At 66.1% G+C, this 16,190-nt stretch carries 16 protein-coding genes; 12 read left to right on the top strand and 4 right to left on the bottom strand.

Annotated features, from left to right (window positions below):
* Positions 1 to 26 precede the first annotated feature (26 nt).
* A complete protein-coding gene (locus KW845_RS20615; RefSeq protein ID WP_218371179.1) occupies positions 27 to 1,040 on the top strand; it encodes a histone deacetylase family protein in 1,014 nt (337 codons plus the stop codon).
* Between the two features lie 77 nt (positions 1,041 to 1,117).
* Here KW845_RS20615 and KW845_RS20610 read toward each other — a convergent pair whose 3' ends face one another.
* Together KW845_RS20610 and KW845_RS20605 are read right to left on the bottom strand one after the other, a co-directional pair.
* Entirely contained in the window at positions 1,118 to 2,221 is a 1,104-nt protein-coding gene (locus tag KW845_RS20610; protein WP_218371178.1) for a beta-propeller fold lactonase family protein, read from the bottom strand.
* Positions 2,222 to 2,250: 29 nt separating this feature from the next.
* Positions 2,251 to 3,243 (bottom strand): tripartite tricarboxylate transporter substrate binding protein, encoded by a 993-nt coding sequence (locus tag KW845_RS20605; protein ID WP_218371177.1) that lies wholly within the window; start codon positions 3,241 to 3,243, stop codon positions 2,251 to 2,253.
* A 117-nt stretch (positions 3,244 to 3,360) separates the two neighbouring features.
* Here KW845_RS20605 and acnA point away from each other — a divergent pair, with 117 nt between their 5' ends.
* Together acnA and KW845_RS20595 are read left to right on the top strand one after the other, a co-directional pair.
* On the top strand, positions 3,361 to 6,006 hold the full coding sequence (acnA, locus tag KW845_RS20600) for an aconitate hydratase AcnA (protein ID WP_218371176.1): 2,646 nt from the start codon (positions 3,361 to 3,363) through the stop codon (positions 6,004 to 6,006).
* A gap of 21 nt (positions 6,007 to 6,027) precedes the next feature.
* Positions 6,028 to 6,948, top strand: a complete 921-nt coding sequence (locus tag KW845_RS20595; RefSeq protein WP_218371175.1) for a GntR family transcriptional regulator — start codon at positions 6,028 to 6,030, stop codon at positions 6,946 to 6,948.
* 48 nt (positions 6,949 to 6,996) lie between these two features.
* Here KW845_RS20595 and KW845_RS20590 read toward each other — a convergent pair whose 3' ends face one another.
* Positions 6,997 to 7,911: a LysR family transcriptional regulator gene (locus tag KW845_RS20590; RefSeq protein WP_218371174.1), complete on the bottom strand. Its 915-nt coding sequence runs from the start codon at positions 7,909 to 7,911 to the stop codon at positions 6,997 to 6,999.
* Positions 7,912 to 8,022: 111 nt separating this feature from the next.
* Between KW845_RS20590 and KW845_RS20585 the strand changes: the two genes are divergently transcribed.
* From KW845_RS20585 to KW845_RS20545, 9 genes are all read left to right on the top strand, one after another.
* The gene (locus KW845_RS20585; RefSeq protein WP_218371173.1) at positions 8,023 to 9,030 is read left to right on the top strand and encodes an agmatinase; all 1,008 of its coding nucleotides are present in this window, start codon (positions 8,023 to 8,025) and stop codon (positions 9,028 to 9,030) included.
* A 47-nt stretch (positions 9,031 to 9,077) separates the two neighbouring features.
* Positions 9,078 to 9,491: a RidA family protein gene (locus KW845_RS20580; RefSeq protein ID WP_218371172.1), complete on the top strand. Its 414-nt coding sequence runs from the start codon at positions 9,078 to 9,080 to the stop codon at positions 9,489 to 9,491.
* A 161-nt stretch (positions 9,492 to 9,652) separates the two neighbouring features.
* Positions 9,653 to 10,438 (top strand): transporter substrate-binding domain-containing protein, encoded by a 786-nt coding sequence (locus KW845_RS20575; RefSeq protein ID WP_218371171.1) that lies wholly within the window; start codon positions 9,653 to 9,655, stop codon positions 10,436 to 10,438.
* Positions 10,439 to 10,528: 90 nt separating this feature from the next.
* Positions 10,529 to 11,911, top strand: coding sequence for an MmgE/PrpD family protein (locus KW845_RS20570; protein WP_218371170.1), 1,383 nt, complete (start codon positions 10,529 to 10,531; stop codon positions 11,909 to 11,911).
* A 40-nt stretch (positions 11,912 to 11,951) separates the two neighbouring features.
* The gene (locus KW845_RS20565) at positions 11,952 to 12,626 is read left to right on the top strand and encodes an amino acid ABC transporter permease (protein ID WP_255592770.1); all 675 of its coding nucleotides are present in this window, start codon (positions 11,952 to 11,954) and stop codon (positions 12,624 to 12,626) included.
* Complete coding sequence (locus KW845_RS20560; RefSeq protein WP_218371168.1) at positions 12,623 to 13,273, top strand: amino acid ABC transporter permease; 651 nt, start codon at positions 12,623 to 12,625, stop codon at positions 13,271 to 13,273. The genes KW845_RS20565 and KW845_RS20560 overlap by 4 nt, the downstream gene beginning before the upstream one ends.
* A gap of 10 nt (positions 13,274 to 13,283) precedes the next feature.
* Positions 13,284 to 14,042: an amino acid ABC transporter ATP-binding protein gene (locus tag KW845_RS20555; RefSeq protein ID WP_218371167.1), complete on the top strand. Its 759-nt coding sequence runs from the start codon at positions 13,284 to 13,286 to the stop codon at positions 14,040 to 14,042.
* Positions 14,043 to 14,171: 129 nt separating this feature from the next.
* A complete protein-coding gene (locus KW845_RS20550; RefSeq protein ID WP_218371166.1) occupies positions 14,172 to 14,471 on the top strand; it encodes an AzlD family protein in 300 nt (99 codons plus the stop codon).
* Positions 14,472 to 14,496: 25 nt separating this feature from the next.
* Positions 14,497 to 15,285 carry an AzlC family ABC transporter permease gene (locus KW845_RS20545; protein WP_218371165.1) on the top strand — a complete coding sequence of 263 codons (789 nt, stop codon included), beginning with the start codon at positions 14,497 to 14,499 and terminating at the stop codon, positions 15,283 to 15,285.
* Between the two features lie 3 nt (positions 15,286 to 15,288).
* Here the strand turns inward: KW845_RS20545 and KW845_RS20540 are convergent, their stop codons facing one another.
* Positions 15,289 to 16,155, bottom strand: coding sequence for a fumarylacetoacetate hydrolase family protein (locus KW845_RS20540; protein WP_218371164.1), 867 nt, complete (start codon positions 16,153 to 16,155; stop codon positions 15,289 to 15,291).
* Positions 16,156 to 16,190: the final 35 nt, after the last annotated feature.

Raw genomic sequence — 16,190 nt, 5'->3', positions numbered from 1 at the left:
GGCAACCCGCCACCCCACGGACCGCCATGAAAGCCTACTACCATCCCGACCAGGCCCTGCACCATCCGCAAACCTATTTCTCGCGCGGCAAGATGCGTACCCCGCAAGAAGTGCCAGACCGTGCCAGTGCATTGGCCGGCGCGGTCAAGCACATGGGGTTCGACGTGCGCCAGCCGCCCGATGCGGGCATGGCGCCGCTGACCGCCGTGCATGCGCTCGACTACCTGCAGTTCCTGAAGACCGCCCATCAAGAATGGAAGCAACTGCCCGAAGACTGGGGCGACGAAGTCGTGTCCAACGTGTTCGTGCGCGAACCCAATGCCCTGCGCGGCGTGCTGGCCAAGGCGGCGCGCTACCTGGCCGACGGTAGCTGCCCGGTGGGGCCGTCCACCTGGCATTCGGCCTATTGGTCGGCACAGTCGGCCGTGGCCGGCGCCGATGCCCTGCTGGCGGGCGACCGCCACGCCTACGCGCTGTGCCGCCCGCCCGGCCACCATGCCCGCCGCGACGCCGCGGGCGGCTTCTGCTACCTGAACAACAGCGCCATCGCCGCGCAGCGCCTGCGCGGCAAGTACGGCCGCGTGGTCGTGCTGGATACCGACATGCATCACGGCCAGGGCATCCAGGAAATCTTCTACCAACGCGACGACGTCTATTACGTGTCGATCCACGGCGACCCCGAAAACTTCTACCCGGTGGTGGCCGGCTACGACAACGAAAAAGGCGCGGGCGCGGGCTTCGGCTACAACCTGAACCTGCCCATGCCGCATGGCTCGGCCGAAGCGGTGTTCTTCGACAAGCTCGCCATTGCCGTGGACGCCATCCAGGTGTTCCAGCCCGATGCGTTGGTGCTGGCGCTGGGCTTTGACATCTTCGAACGCGACCCGCAGGCCAAGGTCGCGGTCAGCAGCGCCGGGTTCGAGCGCATCGGCCGCGCCGTGGCCGGCTTTGGTGTGCCGGTGCTGGTGGTGCAGGAAGGCGGCTATTACATCGAGGGCCTGCAAGAAAACGCCGAAGCATTCTTCGCAGGCCTGCGGTAAAGCACGGTGCTGCCAGGTGTCAGGCTCCGCAGGTGCCTGACACCCGTGTGTGCCAAGACTGTCTCAGTCGTATGGTGTCAGGCACCCTGACGAGAGCCTGACACCTGGCAGCACCTGGCAGCGCCGCACGGCGCCGAGAACACCATGCATACCGGGCTGCCGGTTGCCACCGACAGTCCGGTCGGCGACAGGGCGCCGGTCGCGGCGTCGACATCGAACGCCACGATGCTGTCGCTGTCTTCATTCAAGGCATACATGAAGCGGCCGTTGGGCGACAGCACCATATAGCGCGGCGTGCGCCCGCCGCTGGGCCAGGCCCCCGCCCACGACAGCAGGCCGCTGGCCGGGTCGATACCAAAGGCGGCAATGCTGTCATGGCCACGGTTCGAGGCATACACATAGTGGCCGTTGCGATCCACCTCGATCTCGGCGCCGCGGCTGTTGCCCGTGTACGTCGATGGCAGAGACGGCAGCACTTGCAGCGGTGCCAGCGCACCGGCGGCGGCGTCGCAGCGATACACGGTGACGGTCGAATCCAGTTCATTGATGCAGTACGCATACGGCGCCGCCGGGTGAAACGCGACATGGCGCGGGCCGGCCGCCTCGCGCGCCAGCGCGGGTTCCGACGGGGCCGGGTGAAGCTGGCCGCCGGTAAAGCCGAACACGAAAACGCGGTCCAGGCCCTTGTCGGGAACGACCACGTGCCGGCCGCCGGGCAGGAACGGACAGGCATGCGGCTTGGCTTGCGTCTGCTCGAGGCGATGCGGTCCGATCGGCCCGGCAATCGGCACCTGCTGCGATACCGGCCGCAGCGCCCCATCGGGCGCGATCGGCAACACCACCAGGCTGGCGCCGATGTGGTTGCACACGATCAGGTACTGCCCACTGGGATCGATGGCCAGGTGCACCGGGTTCTTGCCTTGCGTATCCTGGCTGTTCAGCAGCGCCAGCTTGCCGCTGGCCCGATCGATGGCAAACGCGCTGACGCGGGTAGTGTCGCCGTGCACCGCGTACAGGCGGTCGCCCCGTGCATTGAGCGCCAGGAACGACGGGTTCTCTTGCCCTGGCAGCAGTTGCACCAGCGCCAGGCCGCCCGTGTCCGGGTCGGCCTGGAAAACGCTGATGCCCTGGCCCCGCGCATGTCGTTCGCGCGTGGTGCGGCAGCCTACGTAGGCAAACATGGTGGCGGTTCCTTCTAAATGCCGCGCGATCAGTTCTCGGCGGAAATATCGGCCTGGGTCACGATAGCCTGGTATTGCTTGCTTTCGTGCTGGATGAATTGCTTGAATTCAGCCACCGGCATCGGCGCGGGCTCGCCGCCTTGCTCGCGCAGGCGCTGCGCCAGCTGCGGGTCTTGCAGCGCGCCGCGCACCGCCTGGTTGATGCGGTCCAGTACGGCGTCGGGCGTATGGGCCGGGGCGAACAGGCCGAACCAGTTTTCCAGGCTGTACGCGGACAGGCCCGGCGTTTCGGCAATGGCCGGAATATCCGGCGCAAAGCTGGCGCGCTTGCCCGAGGTCACGGCCAACGGCCTGACCTTGCCCGCATCGATAAAGGCCTTGGCCGCCGCATAGCTGACAAAGGTCATGTCCACGCTGCCACCCGCCACGTCGGCCAACTGGCCCGACGCGCCCTTGTACGGTACGTGCACCATGTCGATGCCGGCAATCGATTGCAGTAACGCGCCGTTCAGGTGCTGCGGATTGCCCACGCCGCTGGTGGCATAGGTCAGCCTGCCCGGATGCGCCCTGGCTTGCGCCACCAGCCCGGCCACGTCGTTTGCCTTCAGCGACGGCCCCGCCACCAGCACATTGGGCACGCGCGTCACCAGCGATACCGGCGCCAGGTCCTGTTCCGGCTGGTACAGCATGCGCGCCTTGTATACGTAGGCATTGATGGCCGTTTCGCCGGCCGAGCCCAGCAACAGGGTATAGCCGTCGGGCGCGGCCTTGGTCACGAACTGAGCCCCCAGCATGCCGCTGGCGCCGGGTTTGTTCTCGACGATGATGCTCTGCTTGAGCGTGTCGCGCAGCTTCTCGGCCAGCAAACGGGCCATGACGTCCACGCCGCCGCCGGCCGAGAATGGCACGATAAGGGTTACCGGGCGGTTCGGGTAGTCCTGCGCCATGGCCAGCGGGGCCTGGCCCAGGGCCGCCAGCAGCGTCAAGGGCGCCAGCGCGCGAAGTTTGCGGATAAAGGGCATGTCAGCCTCCTGTGTCGATCTGGGTATTGACTAGATTTTTCTGCCAGCCAATCGGGTGACGAAGGCCGTGCTTTTTTATATTGCATTTTATAAGATCAAAATGCAATAATGGTTTCCATGCATCCCGCCAGCCCAAGCCCGATTGCCACCGCCGCGCTTGCCGCGGGCGGGCAGACGTATCGCATCGTCGACCTGCCCGGCCCGTTCGGCGCCCACTACACCCGCCTGCCCGTCGTGCTGCGGCTGCTGCTGGAAAACGCGCTGCGCAACATGCAGGGCCATGAACGCGATGCCGCCGTGGGTGCGCTGTTCGACTGGCTGGCCAGCGGCACCAGCAAGGCCGAGATCGCCTTCCAGCCCGGCCGGGTACTGATGCACGACACCACCAGCACCCCCGCCCTGGTCGATATCGCCGCCATGCGCGACGCCCTGGCCGAAGCCGGCGTCGACCCGGCCGTCCTGAACCCCTGCCTGCCCGTCGACGTGTCGGTCGACCATTCCCTGGCGGTGGAAGCCTATGCCCGGCCCGACGCGGCACAACAGAACATGGGCCACGAGATCCGGCGCAACCAGGAACGCTACCGCTTCCTGCGCTGGGCCTCGCAGGCGCTGCAAGGGGTGCACATCAATCCGCCGGGCACCGGCATCATGCACACCATCAACCTCGAGCAACTGGCCACCGTCGTGCGCGTCGAGCAGCGCGACGGCCAGCCCTGGGCCGTGCCCGACATGATGATCGGCACCGACAGCCACACACCCATGATCAACGGCATAGGCGTGCTGGGCTGGGGCGTGGGCGGCCTGGAAGCGCAAACCGTCATGTTCGGCATGCCGACCCTGCTGCGCATTCCCGATGTCATCGGCGTGGAACTGACAGGTGCGCTGCGCCCGGGCGTGCTGGCCACCGACCTGGCCCTGACGGTCACGCAGCGGCTGCGCGGCATTGGCGTATCGGGCGAGTTCGTCGAGTTCTTCGGCCCCGGCGTAGCCACGCTGTCGGCCGGCGAACGGGCGGTAGTGGCCAACATGGCTCCGGAATACGGCGCCACCACCGGATATTTCCCGGCAGACGAGCACACCCTGGCCTACCTGCGCCAAACCGGCCGCAGCGCCGATGCCATCGACCTGGTGCGCGCCTACCTGCAGCGCACCGGCCTGTGGTTCGACCCCGCCGCGCGTCCGCGCTACACGCGCACCCTGCCTATCGCGCTGGACCGGATCGACATGCACGTCGCCGGCCCGCGCCGCCCGCAAGACCTGCTGGGCTACCGCGACGTGCCCGCCGCCTTGCGCACCGGCGGCTTCCCACCCGCCGACGCGCCGGCGCGCCTGCCGCGCCACCCCGTGGCCATTGCCGCCATCACCAGTTGCACCAACACCAGCGACCCGGCCCTGCTGATGGCCGCCGGGCTGGTGGCCCGCAAGGCGCGGGCGCGTGGACTGAAGGTGCCGTCATGGGTCAAGACCTCGCTGGGCCCCGGCTCGCCGGCGGCGGCCAGCTATCTGCAGCGCGCCGGCCTGGCCGACGACCTGGCCGCCGTGGGCTTCGATATCGTCGGCTATGGCTGCACCACCTGCATCGGCAATTCGGGCCCGCTGCCCGAGGTCATCGCGCAAGCCGCGCAGGCCGGCAGTATCCGGCCCGTGGCGATGCTGTCGGGCAACCGCAATTTCCCTGGCCGCATCCACCCCGACCTGGAACTGGGTTTCCTGATGTCGCCCCCGCTGGTCGTGGCCTATGCCCTGGCGGGCGATGCCGAACGCGACCTGGGCGCCGAACCCGTGGGCGTGGGCAGCGATGGGCAACCGGTAGCGCTGCAAGACCTCTGGCCCACGCGCGCGGAAGTCCAGTCCTGTCTGGCCGCCGGCCTGGACAGCGCCGATTTCCGGCGCGACTTCCAGATCGCGCTGGCCAACCCAAGCTGGCAAGCACTGGCCGCTCCGTCCACGCCGCAATTTCCGTGGGACCCCGCATCCACCATCTTGCGCCGGCCGCCCTTTGCCGCGGCGAACGCCGGCAGCCAGCTGGGCCACTACACCGCGCATCCCTTGCTGGTGGTGGGCGATGACATCACCACCGACCACATATCGCCGGCCAGCGCCATTCCGCGCGACAGCCTGGTGGCCGATTTTCTGGTCGAGCGCGGCGACGACCGCAACGACCTGAATGTATTCGCCTCGCGCCGCGGCAACTGGGAAGTGATGCTGCGCGCCGCTTTCCACAGCAAGACGCTGGTCAATCTGCTGTGCCCCGGCGCGCCGGTGGCGCACACCCTGCACGCGCCCTCGGGCGACGTCATGCCCATCTGGGAAGCCGCGCAACGCTATCGCGACGCGGGGCAAGCCGTGGTGCTGGTGGCGGGCGAACGCTACGGCACCGGTTCATCGCGCGACTGGGCGGCCAAGGGCCAGCGGCTGCTGGATATCCGCGCGGTGCTGGCCCTGAGCTTCGAACGCATCCACCGCTCGAACCTGATCGGCATGGGCGTCCTGCCGCTGCGGCTGCCCGCCGGCACGGGGCCGGATGCCCTGCAGTTGCAGCCAGGCGACCGCATCGAGATCGATGCCCCGGCCGATGCCATCCATCCACGTTGCGACGTGCCCGTGCGCATTCACCGCAAGAACGGCACCACGCAAGCCTTTACCGCCCAGGCCGCGATCGAGACCCAGCTCGACGCCGAACTGCTGGCGGCGGGCGGTGTCATTCCGGCCATACTGCGCAACACGCTGGCCGCGCAGGGCCGCGCTACGGCGGCGCCATGATTCTGGGCTACATTGCCGTCCATGACCCCGCAGAAACCCCTGGCCGCCCAGATCGTTGAGCTGATCCAGGCCGACGGCCTGGCCGTGGGCGCCCATCTGCCCGCGCAAATGCTGGCCGACCGCCTGCGCGTATCGCGCTCGCCCATCAACGAAGCCCTGCAACACCTGCACGAAATGGGCGTGCTGGCGCGCGAACGCAACCGCGGCTATTTCGTGGCCCGGGACGTGCCGTCCGGCAGCGGCGACCCGAGCACCGCGCTGGGCCTGCAGGCGCACGACGCGCTCATCGACGTCTACTTCCGCATCGCCGATGACCTGCTGCGCGGCGAACTGCCCACCTCGTTCACCGAATCCCAGATGCGCGCCCGCTACGCGCTGACGCCCGCCCAGCTGAACGCAGTACTGGGACGCATCGCAAACGAAGGCTGGGCCGAACGGCGGCCCGGTTATGGCTGGGAATTCTCGGGCATGATGCGCACGCCCGACGCCCTGCTGCAGTCATACCGACTGCGGCTGGCCCTGGAGCCCGCCGCGCTGCTGGAACCCGGCTATCGGCTGGACCCGGCCGTGCTGGCGCGCTGCCGCCAGGCAGAACTGCACCTGCTGGCCGGCGGCATAGAAACCGATACCGCCGACCAGCTGCACGATCGCGGCGTGCGCTTCCATGAATCGCTGGTCGAGGCCTCGGGCAATCCATTCTTCATCGACACCGTGCGCCGCGTCAACCGCGTGCGCCGGCTGCTGTCGTACCGCTCGATGCGCGACCGCAAGCGCTACAGGCAGCATTGCGAGCAGCACCTGCACGTGCTGGAACTGCTGGAGCACGAACGCAACGAAGATGCCTCGCGCGCGCTGCACGAACACCTGCTGAGCACGCTGAAGAACATCGGGCAGTTGACAGACATGCTGCAAGCAGCGCCGGCGCCCGGCAAGCCAAGGTAGCGGCAAGCGCATTACCCGCGGCCTGGCGGCCTACCTGGGCGCGCCTGCCTACGCCTTGCGCCCGCGAACGCGGCTCGAACGGGTGTCGTTGGCCTGGTGCAGGCTGCGCAGAATGCTCAGGAACAGCTCGGCGCGATGGCTGAGCGGGCGGGAAGCCAGCGTAACCGCGCAGCCCGCATGGGAATACTCATGGCCTCCGGCGGCCAATTGAAGGCCGAAGCGTTCCTGCAGCAGTTCTCCGTAATGCGTCGGCAACAGCCCTTGGTAGTAACCAGTGGCAACCAGGGCGCCGATCGCATCCAGGCCGCCGGCCTCGGGGCCGCGCTGATAGCGGCCGGTGGCCAGTGCCTGCTCGACATAGGGATGCGACCGGTAAACCAGCGGCAGGCGAATCTGCTCGGCCGGCCGCCTGACCTGGCTGGACACGTACACACGATGCGTTTCCACATACAGCGGCAAATAGGCGAAATCGCGGTCCTCGCGATATTTGCCGCGTATGGCGATATCGATCCGCTGCGTGCGCAATGCCTGGTCCAGTTCATTGAACGACATCACCAGGATTTCAGGCTGCACGTGGGGCGCCTGCCGGTGCAGCTCTCTCAGCGCCTCGGGCAGCCTACAGGTTGGATGCGTCAGCGAATGTTCGCCCATGCCTATGGTCAGCGGCCCCGACAACACGCCATGAACCGCATCGACTTCGGGGCGGATGCGGCTTAGCGCGTGCAGCGCGCTGGTCGCCAGGTTCAGCGCCACGATACCTTCGGGCGTCAATCTGAACCCGCCGGGTCCGCGTTCGCACAGCCGCACCCCCAGGCGTGCCTCGACTTCGCGCACGTGGCGGCTGATCGACGCCTTCGACATCAACAGGCGGGGTTCGGCGGCAGCGAATCCGCCCGCCTGGGCAACATGGCAGAACACGCGCAGCGCCCGCAAATCGCGTTCATCGAAATCCAGTTTGAGCATGGTGGGAGCCGGCGCAGGCCGCAGGGAAAGGTTTCATATTTCGAGACTATCCCAACAAAAATATCATTTTTTGATCTGGAATCCCACACGTAAAGTGGCCAGGCATTACCCATGCCACCACGCACCGCGGAGCCCACCTTGCCACCCACGCCAACGAAGCCGCTTACTGCCGCACCCAAGACAGGGCACAAGACCCTGCTCTATTCCGAGTTGGTGACCGACCTGGAAACGCTGCAGGCCGACATTGCCATCCTGGGCATGCCATTCGGCTCGCCCTATACACCGCAGGCATTCAGCAACGACCAGACGCGTGCGCCCCAAGCCATCCGGGATGTCACCGACCGCATCGTCAGAGCGCCCGAACATTACGATTTCGACATCGACGGCCCGTTGCTGCAAGGCCGCTCCGACATCCGCTTCGTCGATTGCGGCGATGTGCTGCCCGACCTGAACGTACCCGGAGACCACTACCGCCGCTGTGAACAGGCGGTACGCCGCATTCTGCGCGCCGGTGGCTTGCCCATCGTGCTGGGCGGAGATCACGGCATCACCAATCCCGTGCTGCGCGCGTACGAAGCGCTGGGCGAAACCATTACCCTGGTTCATGTCGACGCGCATCTGGACTGGCGCGACGAGGTCAACGGCGTGCGCGATGGACTATCAAGCCCCATACGGCGCGCGTCCGAACTGCCCTACGTCGGCAAGATCATCCAGATCGGCCTGCGCGCCCAGGGCAGCGGCCGGCCGGCCGATTACGAAGCTGCCCGCGCCTACGGCGCCGAGCTCATCACCGCCTACGAGCTCCATGACATCGGCATGCAGGCCGTGCTTGACCGTATCCCCGACGGGGGCAACTACTATCTTTCCATCGATGCCGATGGCCTGGATGCCACCGTGATGCCCGCCATCGATGGCCCGGCGCCCGGCGGCGTCACCTTCGTGCAGGCACGCAAACTGATCCACGGCCTGGTCTCCAAAGGCCGTGTGGTCGGCATGGACATCGTGGAGATCCAACCGTCCAAAGACACGCCGGCGCGCCTGACCTGCGTCACCGCGGGCCGCCTGATCGTGAATCTGATTGGCAGCACTATCCGCGCCGGCTATTTCGACCGCGCCTGACTGCCACGCCGCCTTCCCATAGAATCGACACCCACACAGCACACGCCATGGCACACACCCGCATCCGCAAATTCAATACCAGCGAAACCTATCCGGAACAGAAACTCGACAATGATCTTTGCCAGGCCGTCGTGGCACGCGGCACTACCGTTTTCTTGCGCGGCCAGATCGGCCAGGATCTCGACACATCCGAATGCGTTTGCATCGGCGACGCGGCCGGGCAGGCCGAACAGGCCATGAAGAACATCGACATGCTGCTGAAGGAAGCCGGCAGCCAACTGGACCACATCTGCAAGCTCACGATATACATCACCGATCCTCGCTACCGCGAGGCCGTCTATCGTGTCGTCGGCAAGTGGCTCAAGGGCGTCTATCCGGTTTCCACGGGTCTGGTGATCAGCGCGTTCGCCCGTACCGAATACCTGGTCGAGATCGATGCCACGGCCGTGATTCCCGACTGACACCCACGCCTTGCCCGGACCGGGGCCATAGAGTCCCGGCTTATATCCAGCGTCATCCTCAAGGGGAACCCGGGGAGACCATCGCGGCGTTCCGTGCGGCCCTGCCAATAGGGCAAAGCTGGCGCCGGGCCAACACAGCAACACTTTCGTAAGGACGTGATATGCATATCAAGAAATGGATTCTCGGGGCCATTGGCACATTGGCGTTTTCCATGATCGCCCCCGCGCATGCCGCGGATGCGCTCGACGACATCCTCGCGCGCGGCAGCATCCGCGTGGCCATCCCGACCGATTACCCTCCATTCGGATTCGTGGGGCCCGACATGAAGCCGCAAGGCCTCGATGTGGAAATCGCCCGGCTCATCGCCGACAAGCTGGGCGTCAAGGCCGAACTGGTCCCCGTGACGGCGCCCAACCGCATTCCCTACCTGCAGACCAGCAAGACCGACCTGACCATCTCGTCGTTGGGCAAGACGCCTGAACGCGCCAAGGTGATCGACTTCAGCATTGCCTACGCACCCTTCTTCGACGCGATATTCGGCGCCAAAGCCAATCCGGCCAAGACATACGACGACCTGGCGGGCAAGGTCATCGCAGTGACGCGCGGTTCGATGCAAGACCACGAACTCCAGGAACTGGCGCCCAAGGCCGTCATCAAGCGCTACGAAGACAACAACAGCACGATCTCGGCTTTTCTGTCCGGGCAGACAGAGATGTTCGCCAGCGGTACTCCCGTGGCTGCCACCCTGACGCAACGCAACCCGGACCTGGACCTTGAATTGAAGGTCGTGCTGGCGAACGCACCGTGCTATATCGGTGTGCGCAAAGGGCAACCCCGGCTCATGGCCAAGGTAAACGAAATCATCCGGCAGGCGAAGCAGGATGGCAAGATCGATGAGCTTTCACAGCGCTGGATGGGGGCGCCGGCGGGCGACTTGCCCGAATAAGCCGCCACGCGGCGCCGCGGTGTACCTGCGGCGTCGACGATAACGCCGCCAGGGGCCGCCGCGCGCGCCTGCGAAAAGAAGGGGAACAGCGTGGACACTGACGCCACCACCGCCGGCATGCGCCTGGCTCGCTGGGTGAGCGGGCTATCGGACATTGACGTGCCGCCCGGCATACGGCGCAAGGCCGTGGCCTGCGTTCAGGATACCTTGGGCGTCGCCATGGCCGGCAGCCTGTCGGGCCCGGCACGCGCGGCTCGGGCGTTGTGCTGCGAGCACGACCGGGGCCCCGCCACCGTGCTCGGCTCGGCCCATGGCCATAGCCCGCGCGCTGCCGCGCTCGCCAATGCCACGGCCGCCCATGCGCTGGACTTCGACGATAACTGCTATGCCGGCTTTGTCCACGGGTCGGCGGTCATCGTACCTGCGCTGCTCGCCTGCGCGCAGGCCGTGCGTGCGCCAGGATCCCGCACCATTACGGCCCTTGTGGCCGGTGCCGAATGCGAGTACGCAGTCGGGGCGGCCACTCTGGGCCACCTGTACGACCAGGGCTGGTGGACAACCGGCGTGCTGGGACCGATCGGCGCGGCAATGGCCACGGCTCACATCGTCGGGCTGGACCTGCCGCGCACGCATCATGCACTGGCATTCGCAGTTGCGATGGCGTCGGGCACCAAGTCGTGTTTTGGCTCTGACGCCAAACCGCTGATGGCGGGCCGGGCGGCCGAAACCGGCGTGCTTTGCACGCTGCTGGCGGCGGCGGGAGCCAGCGGCCCTGGCCGCCCGTTTGAAGACCCGCACGGTTTCGTGGCCCGGTTCAACGGCGGCGTCTTTGACCACGACGCGCTGGCCAGCCTGGGCACCGAATGGTACTTGAGCAATCCCGGCGTGGACGTCAAGCGCATCCCGGTTTGCCTCTCGTCCCATGCGGCCGTGGACGCAGTGCGCGAACTGGCCGAACGCCACCGGCTGTCAGCCGGCGACGTCGCCCGGGTGATATGCGACGTACCGCCCATCGTCGCGTCCAATTTGCGATACGCCGATCCCCGCTCGCCGGCCGAGGCCCGCTTCAGCATGCAATTTGCCGTGGCCATGACGCTGTGCGATCCAGACTGGGGGCTTTCCGCCCTGGATCCGCAACGCCTTGCGGATCCCGCACTTCGTGACTTGATGCATCGCGTCAGCATGGTGACGGGGCCATCGTGGCAGGCACCGGAACGCAGCACCAACGCCCCCGAAGGCGCGAGTGTGCGCCTGGATCTGCATGATGGCCGGGTGCTGCGCGGCTATCGGGCCAAAGCCGTCGGCAACGCCGGCGAGCCCCTGAGCGACGCACAGATGGATCGCAAGTTCCTGGAATGCACCGGACCCGTGATCGGCGCGGAACGCGCGCATGCGGCAATGACGGCAATACACGCGATGGACAGCGCCCGGCCGGTGCAGGCGCTGCTGGATGCGCTTGCATCCGGCCATTAGTCAACGCGGCTGCAAGCACTCATGAATGAAGGGGAACACCATGCTTGATTTCACTGGCGTATTCGCCGCCTGGCCATCGTTCCTGACGGGGCTGGGCCTGACTATCGTACTTACCCTGTTTTCCTGCTCGCTGGGGACGCTGCTGGGCATCGGCTCCGCCTGGGTCCGGGTTTACGCCTGCGGCCCGCTGCGGATCGCCGTGGCCTGGTACGTCGAGTTCTTCCGCAACACGCCATTCATCGTGCAGATATTCTTCATCTATTTCGGGCTGCCCGCAACGGGCCTGAAGCTGGCGAGTTTTCCGGCCGCCATTGTGGCGCTGACGATCAACCTTGGCGCCTATGCCTGCGAAATCATTCGCGCCGGCATACAGGCCACCCCGCGCGGGCAACTCGAGGCAGCCCAGTCGCTCGGACTGAACCGCTGGCATACCTTCACGCGCGTCATATTGCCGCCGGCGCTGTCGCGTGTCTGGCCCGCCATGATCAGCCAGCTGGTGATCATCATGCTGGCCACCGCGATCTGCAGCTTGATCTCGACCGAAGAACTGTCGTATGCCGCGAACCTGGTCGCCAGCCAGACCTTCCTGCGTTTCGAGTCCTATATCGCCGTAACGGCGCTGTACCTGTTGCTGTCCATCTGCTTCCGCCATTTCCTGCAATGGCTGGGGCCCCGTTGGTTGTTCGGCTGCGCCCCGACCGGAGGTCCGCGATGATGCAATTCACCCTGTGGGATATTGTTCGCAACCTGCTGCTGGCCGTGCCCTGGACCTTGCTGCTGTCGGCCATCGCGTTCATCGGCGGCTCACTGATCGGGCTGTTGTTGCTGATTCTGCGATTGGCCCGCCCGCGCGTCTTCGCACGGCCGGTGGCCGCCTACGTGCAGCTGTTCCAGGGAACGCCATTGCTGATGCAACTGTTCCTGGCGTACTTCGGCCTGGCGCTGATAGGCGTGGAAACGACGCCCATGGTCGCCGCCACCTTGTGCCTGGTGCTCTACGCCAGCGCCTACCTGACCGATACATGGCGCGGCTGCGTCGAATCGATTCCCAAGGGGCAATGGGAAGCCTCGGCCAGCCTCGCGCTGACATTCCGCGAACAGCTGCGCTATGTGATCTTCCCGCAGACCATACGTTTGTCGATTCCGCCAACGGTGGGGCTGCTGGTGCAGATCATCAAGAACACCTCTCTGGCGTCGGTGGTCGGCTTCGTGGAGCTGACGCGCGCAGGCCAGATGATCGCCAACGTCACCTTCCAGCCCTTCCTGATCTACGGGCTGGTCGCCTTGTTCTATTTCGCGCTGTGCTTCCCATGCTCGCTGGCGGGCGGCTGGCTTGAAAAGCGCACGCGCATTCAGTATTAAGGATGAATCCATGAATACAGATCACGACACTACCTCTTTGGTCGATGTACGCGGGCTGCACAAGCGCTTCGGCCCGAACGAAGTACTCAAGGGCATAGACCTTCAAGTCGCCCGCAGCGAAGTCGTCTGCATCATCGGCAAGAGCGGCTCCGGCAAGAGCACGCTGCTACGCTGCATCAACGGCCTGGAAACGTTCGACCGGGGCGAGATCGTGGTGGGAGGCCAGCGCGTCGAGACAGCCGACGATACCGCGCTGCGCGAACTGCGCCAGAAGGTGGGCATGATATTTCAGCAGTTCAATCTTTTCCCATCGATGACGGCTGGCGAAAATATCATGCTGGCCCCCCACTTGGTGCGCCAGCGCAGCCGCGACGATTGCCGTGCGTTGGCCCAGCGGCTATTGACGCGCGTCGGCCTCGATGGAAAGTTCGATGCCGCGCCGCATCAGCTTTCCGGAGGACAGCAACAACGCGTGGCGATTGCGCGGGCCCTTGCCATGGACCCCGAAGTGTTGCTGTGCGACGAGATGACCTCGGCGCTCGATCCGGAACTGGTCGGCGAGGTGCTTCAGGTCATCGAGCAACTGGCCCGCGACGGCGCGACGCTGATCATCGTCACGCATGAAATGAGCTTCGCCCGCAAGGTCAGCGACCGGGTCATATTCATGCATCAGGGCTGCGTGCACGAGCAAGGGCCGCCGGAAGTACTCTTTTCATCTCCGCGTACCGCCGAACTGCGCAGCTTTCTTTCGATGTCGCATCAGGCATAGCTGCCGGGAAGCGGGACAGGGCACGCCTGACTCTGGCAAGGTAGCGGCATGGGATTCCGCACACCCGTTATCATGCTAGGCCGATATCCCGTAATCACCGTGCCGGATCCCGCTCCAGCGGCCTTGCCCATGATCGACCCCGCGAACCTGCTTGCCATCGTCCTGATGGCCGCCGTTACCTACCTGACCCGTATCGGCGGCTACATCCTGCTGCGCAACCGCAGCCTCGGCCCGCGCGCCATGGCGGTGCTGGAAGCCGCGCCCGGCTGTGTGCTGATCTCGGTCATCGCGCCGGCCTTCGTATCCGACCGGCCGTCCGACCTGATCGCGCTGGCCCTTACCGTCATCGCCGCGACCCGCTTGCCGCTGCTGGCCACGGTCGTCATCGGCGTGGGCAGCGCCGCGCTGTTGCGCCACCTGTTCGCATGACGCCCCGCGCGGGCATGCCTGCAGAATGAGCCCATCGACAACACGCCGCGCCGGGACGCGCGACATCCCCGGCCAGGCCACCACCTGGACGCAATGCTGTGCCGGCGCCACGGCCAGCCTGCCCGTCCTGTTCGGCATCGCCCCTTTCGGATTGGTGCTGGGCGCCCAGGCCGCGCAAAAAGGGCTGACGCCATTCGAAGTGCCGCTCATGACCGGCCTGAACTTTGCCGGCGGCTCGGAATTCGCCGCCCTGGGCCTGTGGAGCTCGCCGCCGCACTTCTTGCTGATCATGGCGGTGACCTTCCTGGTCAATAGCCGCATGCTGGTCATGGGGGCCGCGCTGACGCCCTTCCTGCATCACCTGCCCAAGCGCAAGGTATTGCCCGCGCTGTTCCTCATGACGGATGCCTCTTGGGCCTTGTCCATGTCCGATGCCCGGCGTCGTGCCGAACAGGGCGTGGGGCCCGCCTTCAGCCTGGCCTACTACATGGGCTCGTCGCTGGTGTTCTACGTGGCCTGGATCGGCTGTACGACACTGGGCGCCATCCTGGGCCCGCTGCTGGGCCACCCCGAGGCCTACGGCCTGGACATGGCGTTTCCCGCCGTGTTCCTGGTCATGCTGCGCGGCATGTGGCGCGGCCTGCGGCGCGCCTGGCCATGGCTGGCCAGCCTGGTCGTGGCCGCCCTGGCCAGCAAGCTGCTGCCCGGCGCATGGTACGTGGCGGCCGGCGCGCTGGCGGGCATCCTGGCGGCGCTGGCCTGGGCACCCACGCAGCCGGCATCAAAGGCCCAGGGCCCGCGGCCGGGCCGATGAAGGTCAGGCGTCAATAAGTTGCGGGTTCCAGGCGTGCACCGCCTGCGCCTGCTCTCCCAGCCCCGCGATACCCAGCCGCATCCGGTCGCCCGCTTCGAGATAGATCGGGGCGGGCTTCTGCCCCATGCCCACGCCCGGCGGCGTGCCGGTCGTGATCAGGTCGCCGGGATACAGCGTCATGAAGCGGCTGATATAGCTGACCAGGTGCGCCACGCCGAAGACCATCGTCCTGGTGCTGCCAGACTGGAAGCGCTTGCCATTGACTTCCAGCCACATGTCCAGATTCTGGGGGTCGGCGACCTCGTCCGACGTCACCAGCCACGGGCCGACCGGGCCAAAGGTGTCGCAACCCTTGCCCTTGTCCCACGTTCCCCCCCGTTCGATTTGATACTCGCGCTCGGACAGGTCGTTGACCACGCAGTAGCCCGCCACGCAGTCCAGCGCATCGCTTTCATCTACGTAGCGCGCCTTGGTGCCGATGACCACGCCCAGTTCGACTTCCCAATCGCTCTTGACCGACCCTTGCGGCAGCACGACGGCATCATTGGCGCCGATCACGCAACTGGTGGGCTTCATGAACAGCACCGGTTCAGCGGGAATCGCCATGCCCGTTTCTGCGGCGTGGTCAGAATAGTTGAGCCCCACGCAAATGAACTTGCCCATGCCGGTGTAAGGCGGGGCGATGCGCACCGGGTCGCTCACCAGCGGCAGGGTCGCCGGGTCTATGGCCGCCAGGCGGGCAAGTGCGTCTTTGGCCAGCAAGTCGGCCGTCAGGTCGCCGATGACCGCCGACAAGTCTCTTAACTGTCCCTCGCGGTCCAGCATCCCGGGCTTCTCCCGGCCTTTCACACCGTAACGCATCAATTTCATCGAATTTCACCTTCTACTTGACGTTGCGGCGTCCG

This window comes from Bordetella sp. BOR01, from assembly GCF_019218885.1.
Taxonomy (GTDB): Bacteria; Pseudomonadota; Gammaproteobacteria; order Burkholderiales; family Burkholderiaceae_B; genus Bordetella_A.
This window is presented reverse-complemented; position numbering and strand designations above follow the sequence as displayed.

Coding starts and splice junctions, on each gene's coding strand:
- acnA (WP_218371176.1), top strand. CDS start 3,361: ATGCATCCCGCCAGCCCAAGCCCGATTGCCACCGCCGCGCTTGCCGCG.
- KW845_RS20545 (WP_218371165.1), top strand. CDS start 14,497: ATGAGCCCATCGACAACACGCCGCGCCGGGACGCGCGACATCCCCGGC.
- KW845_RS20595 (WP_218371175.1), top strand. CDS start 6,028: ATGACCCCGCAGAAACCCCTGGCCGCCCAGATCGTTGAGCTGATCCAG.
- KW845_RS20575 (WP_218371171.1), top strand. CDS start 9,653: ATGCATATCAAGAAATGGATTCTCGGGGCCATTGGCACATTGGCGTTT.
- KW845_RS20605 (WP_218371177.1), bottom strand. CDS start 3,243: ATGCCCTTTATCCGCAAACTTCGCGCGCTGGCGCCCTTGACGCTGCTG.
- KW845_RS20580 (WP_218371172.1), top strand. CDS start 9,078: ATGGCACACACCCGCATCCGCAAATTCAATACCAGCGAAACCTATCCG.
- KW845_RS20540 (WP_218371164.1), bottom strand. CDS start 16,155: ATGAAATTGATGCGTTACGGTGTGAAAGGCCGGGAGAAGCCCGGGATG.
- KW845_RS20590 (WP_218371174.1), bottom strand. CDS start 7,911: ATGCTCAAACTGGATTTCGATGAACGCGATTTGCGGGCGCTGCGCGTG.
- KW845_RS20615 (WP_218371179.1), top strand. CDS start 27: ATGAAAGCCTACTACCATCCCGACCAGGCCCTGCACCATCCGCAAACC.
- KW845_RS20585 (WP_218371173.1), top strand. CDS start 8,023: ATGCCACCACGCACCGCGGAGCCCACCTTGCCACCCACGCCAACGAAG.
- KW845_RS20560 (WP_218371168.1), top strand. CDS start 12,623: ATGATGCAATTCACCCTGTGGGATATTGTTCGCAACCTGCTGCTGGCC.
- KW845_RS20565 (WP_255592770.1), top strand. CDS start 11,952: ATGCTTGATTTCACTGGCGTATTCGCCGCCTGGCCATCGTTCCTGACG.
- KW845_RS20555 (WP_218371167.1), top strand. CDS start 13,284: ATGAATACAGATCACGACACTACCTCTTTGGTCGATGTACGCGGGCTG.
- KW845_RS20550 (WP_218371166.1), top strand. CDS start 14,172: ATGATCGACCCCGCGAACCTGCTTGCCATCGTCCTGATGGCCGCCGTT.
- KW845_RS20610 (WP_218371178.1), bottom strand. CDS start 2,221: ATGTTTGCCTACGTAGGCTGCCGCACCACGCGCGAACGACATGCGCGG.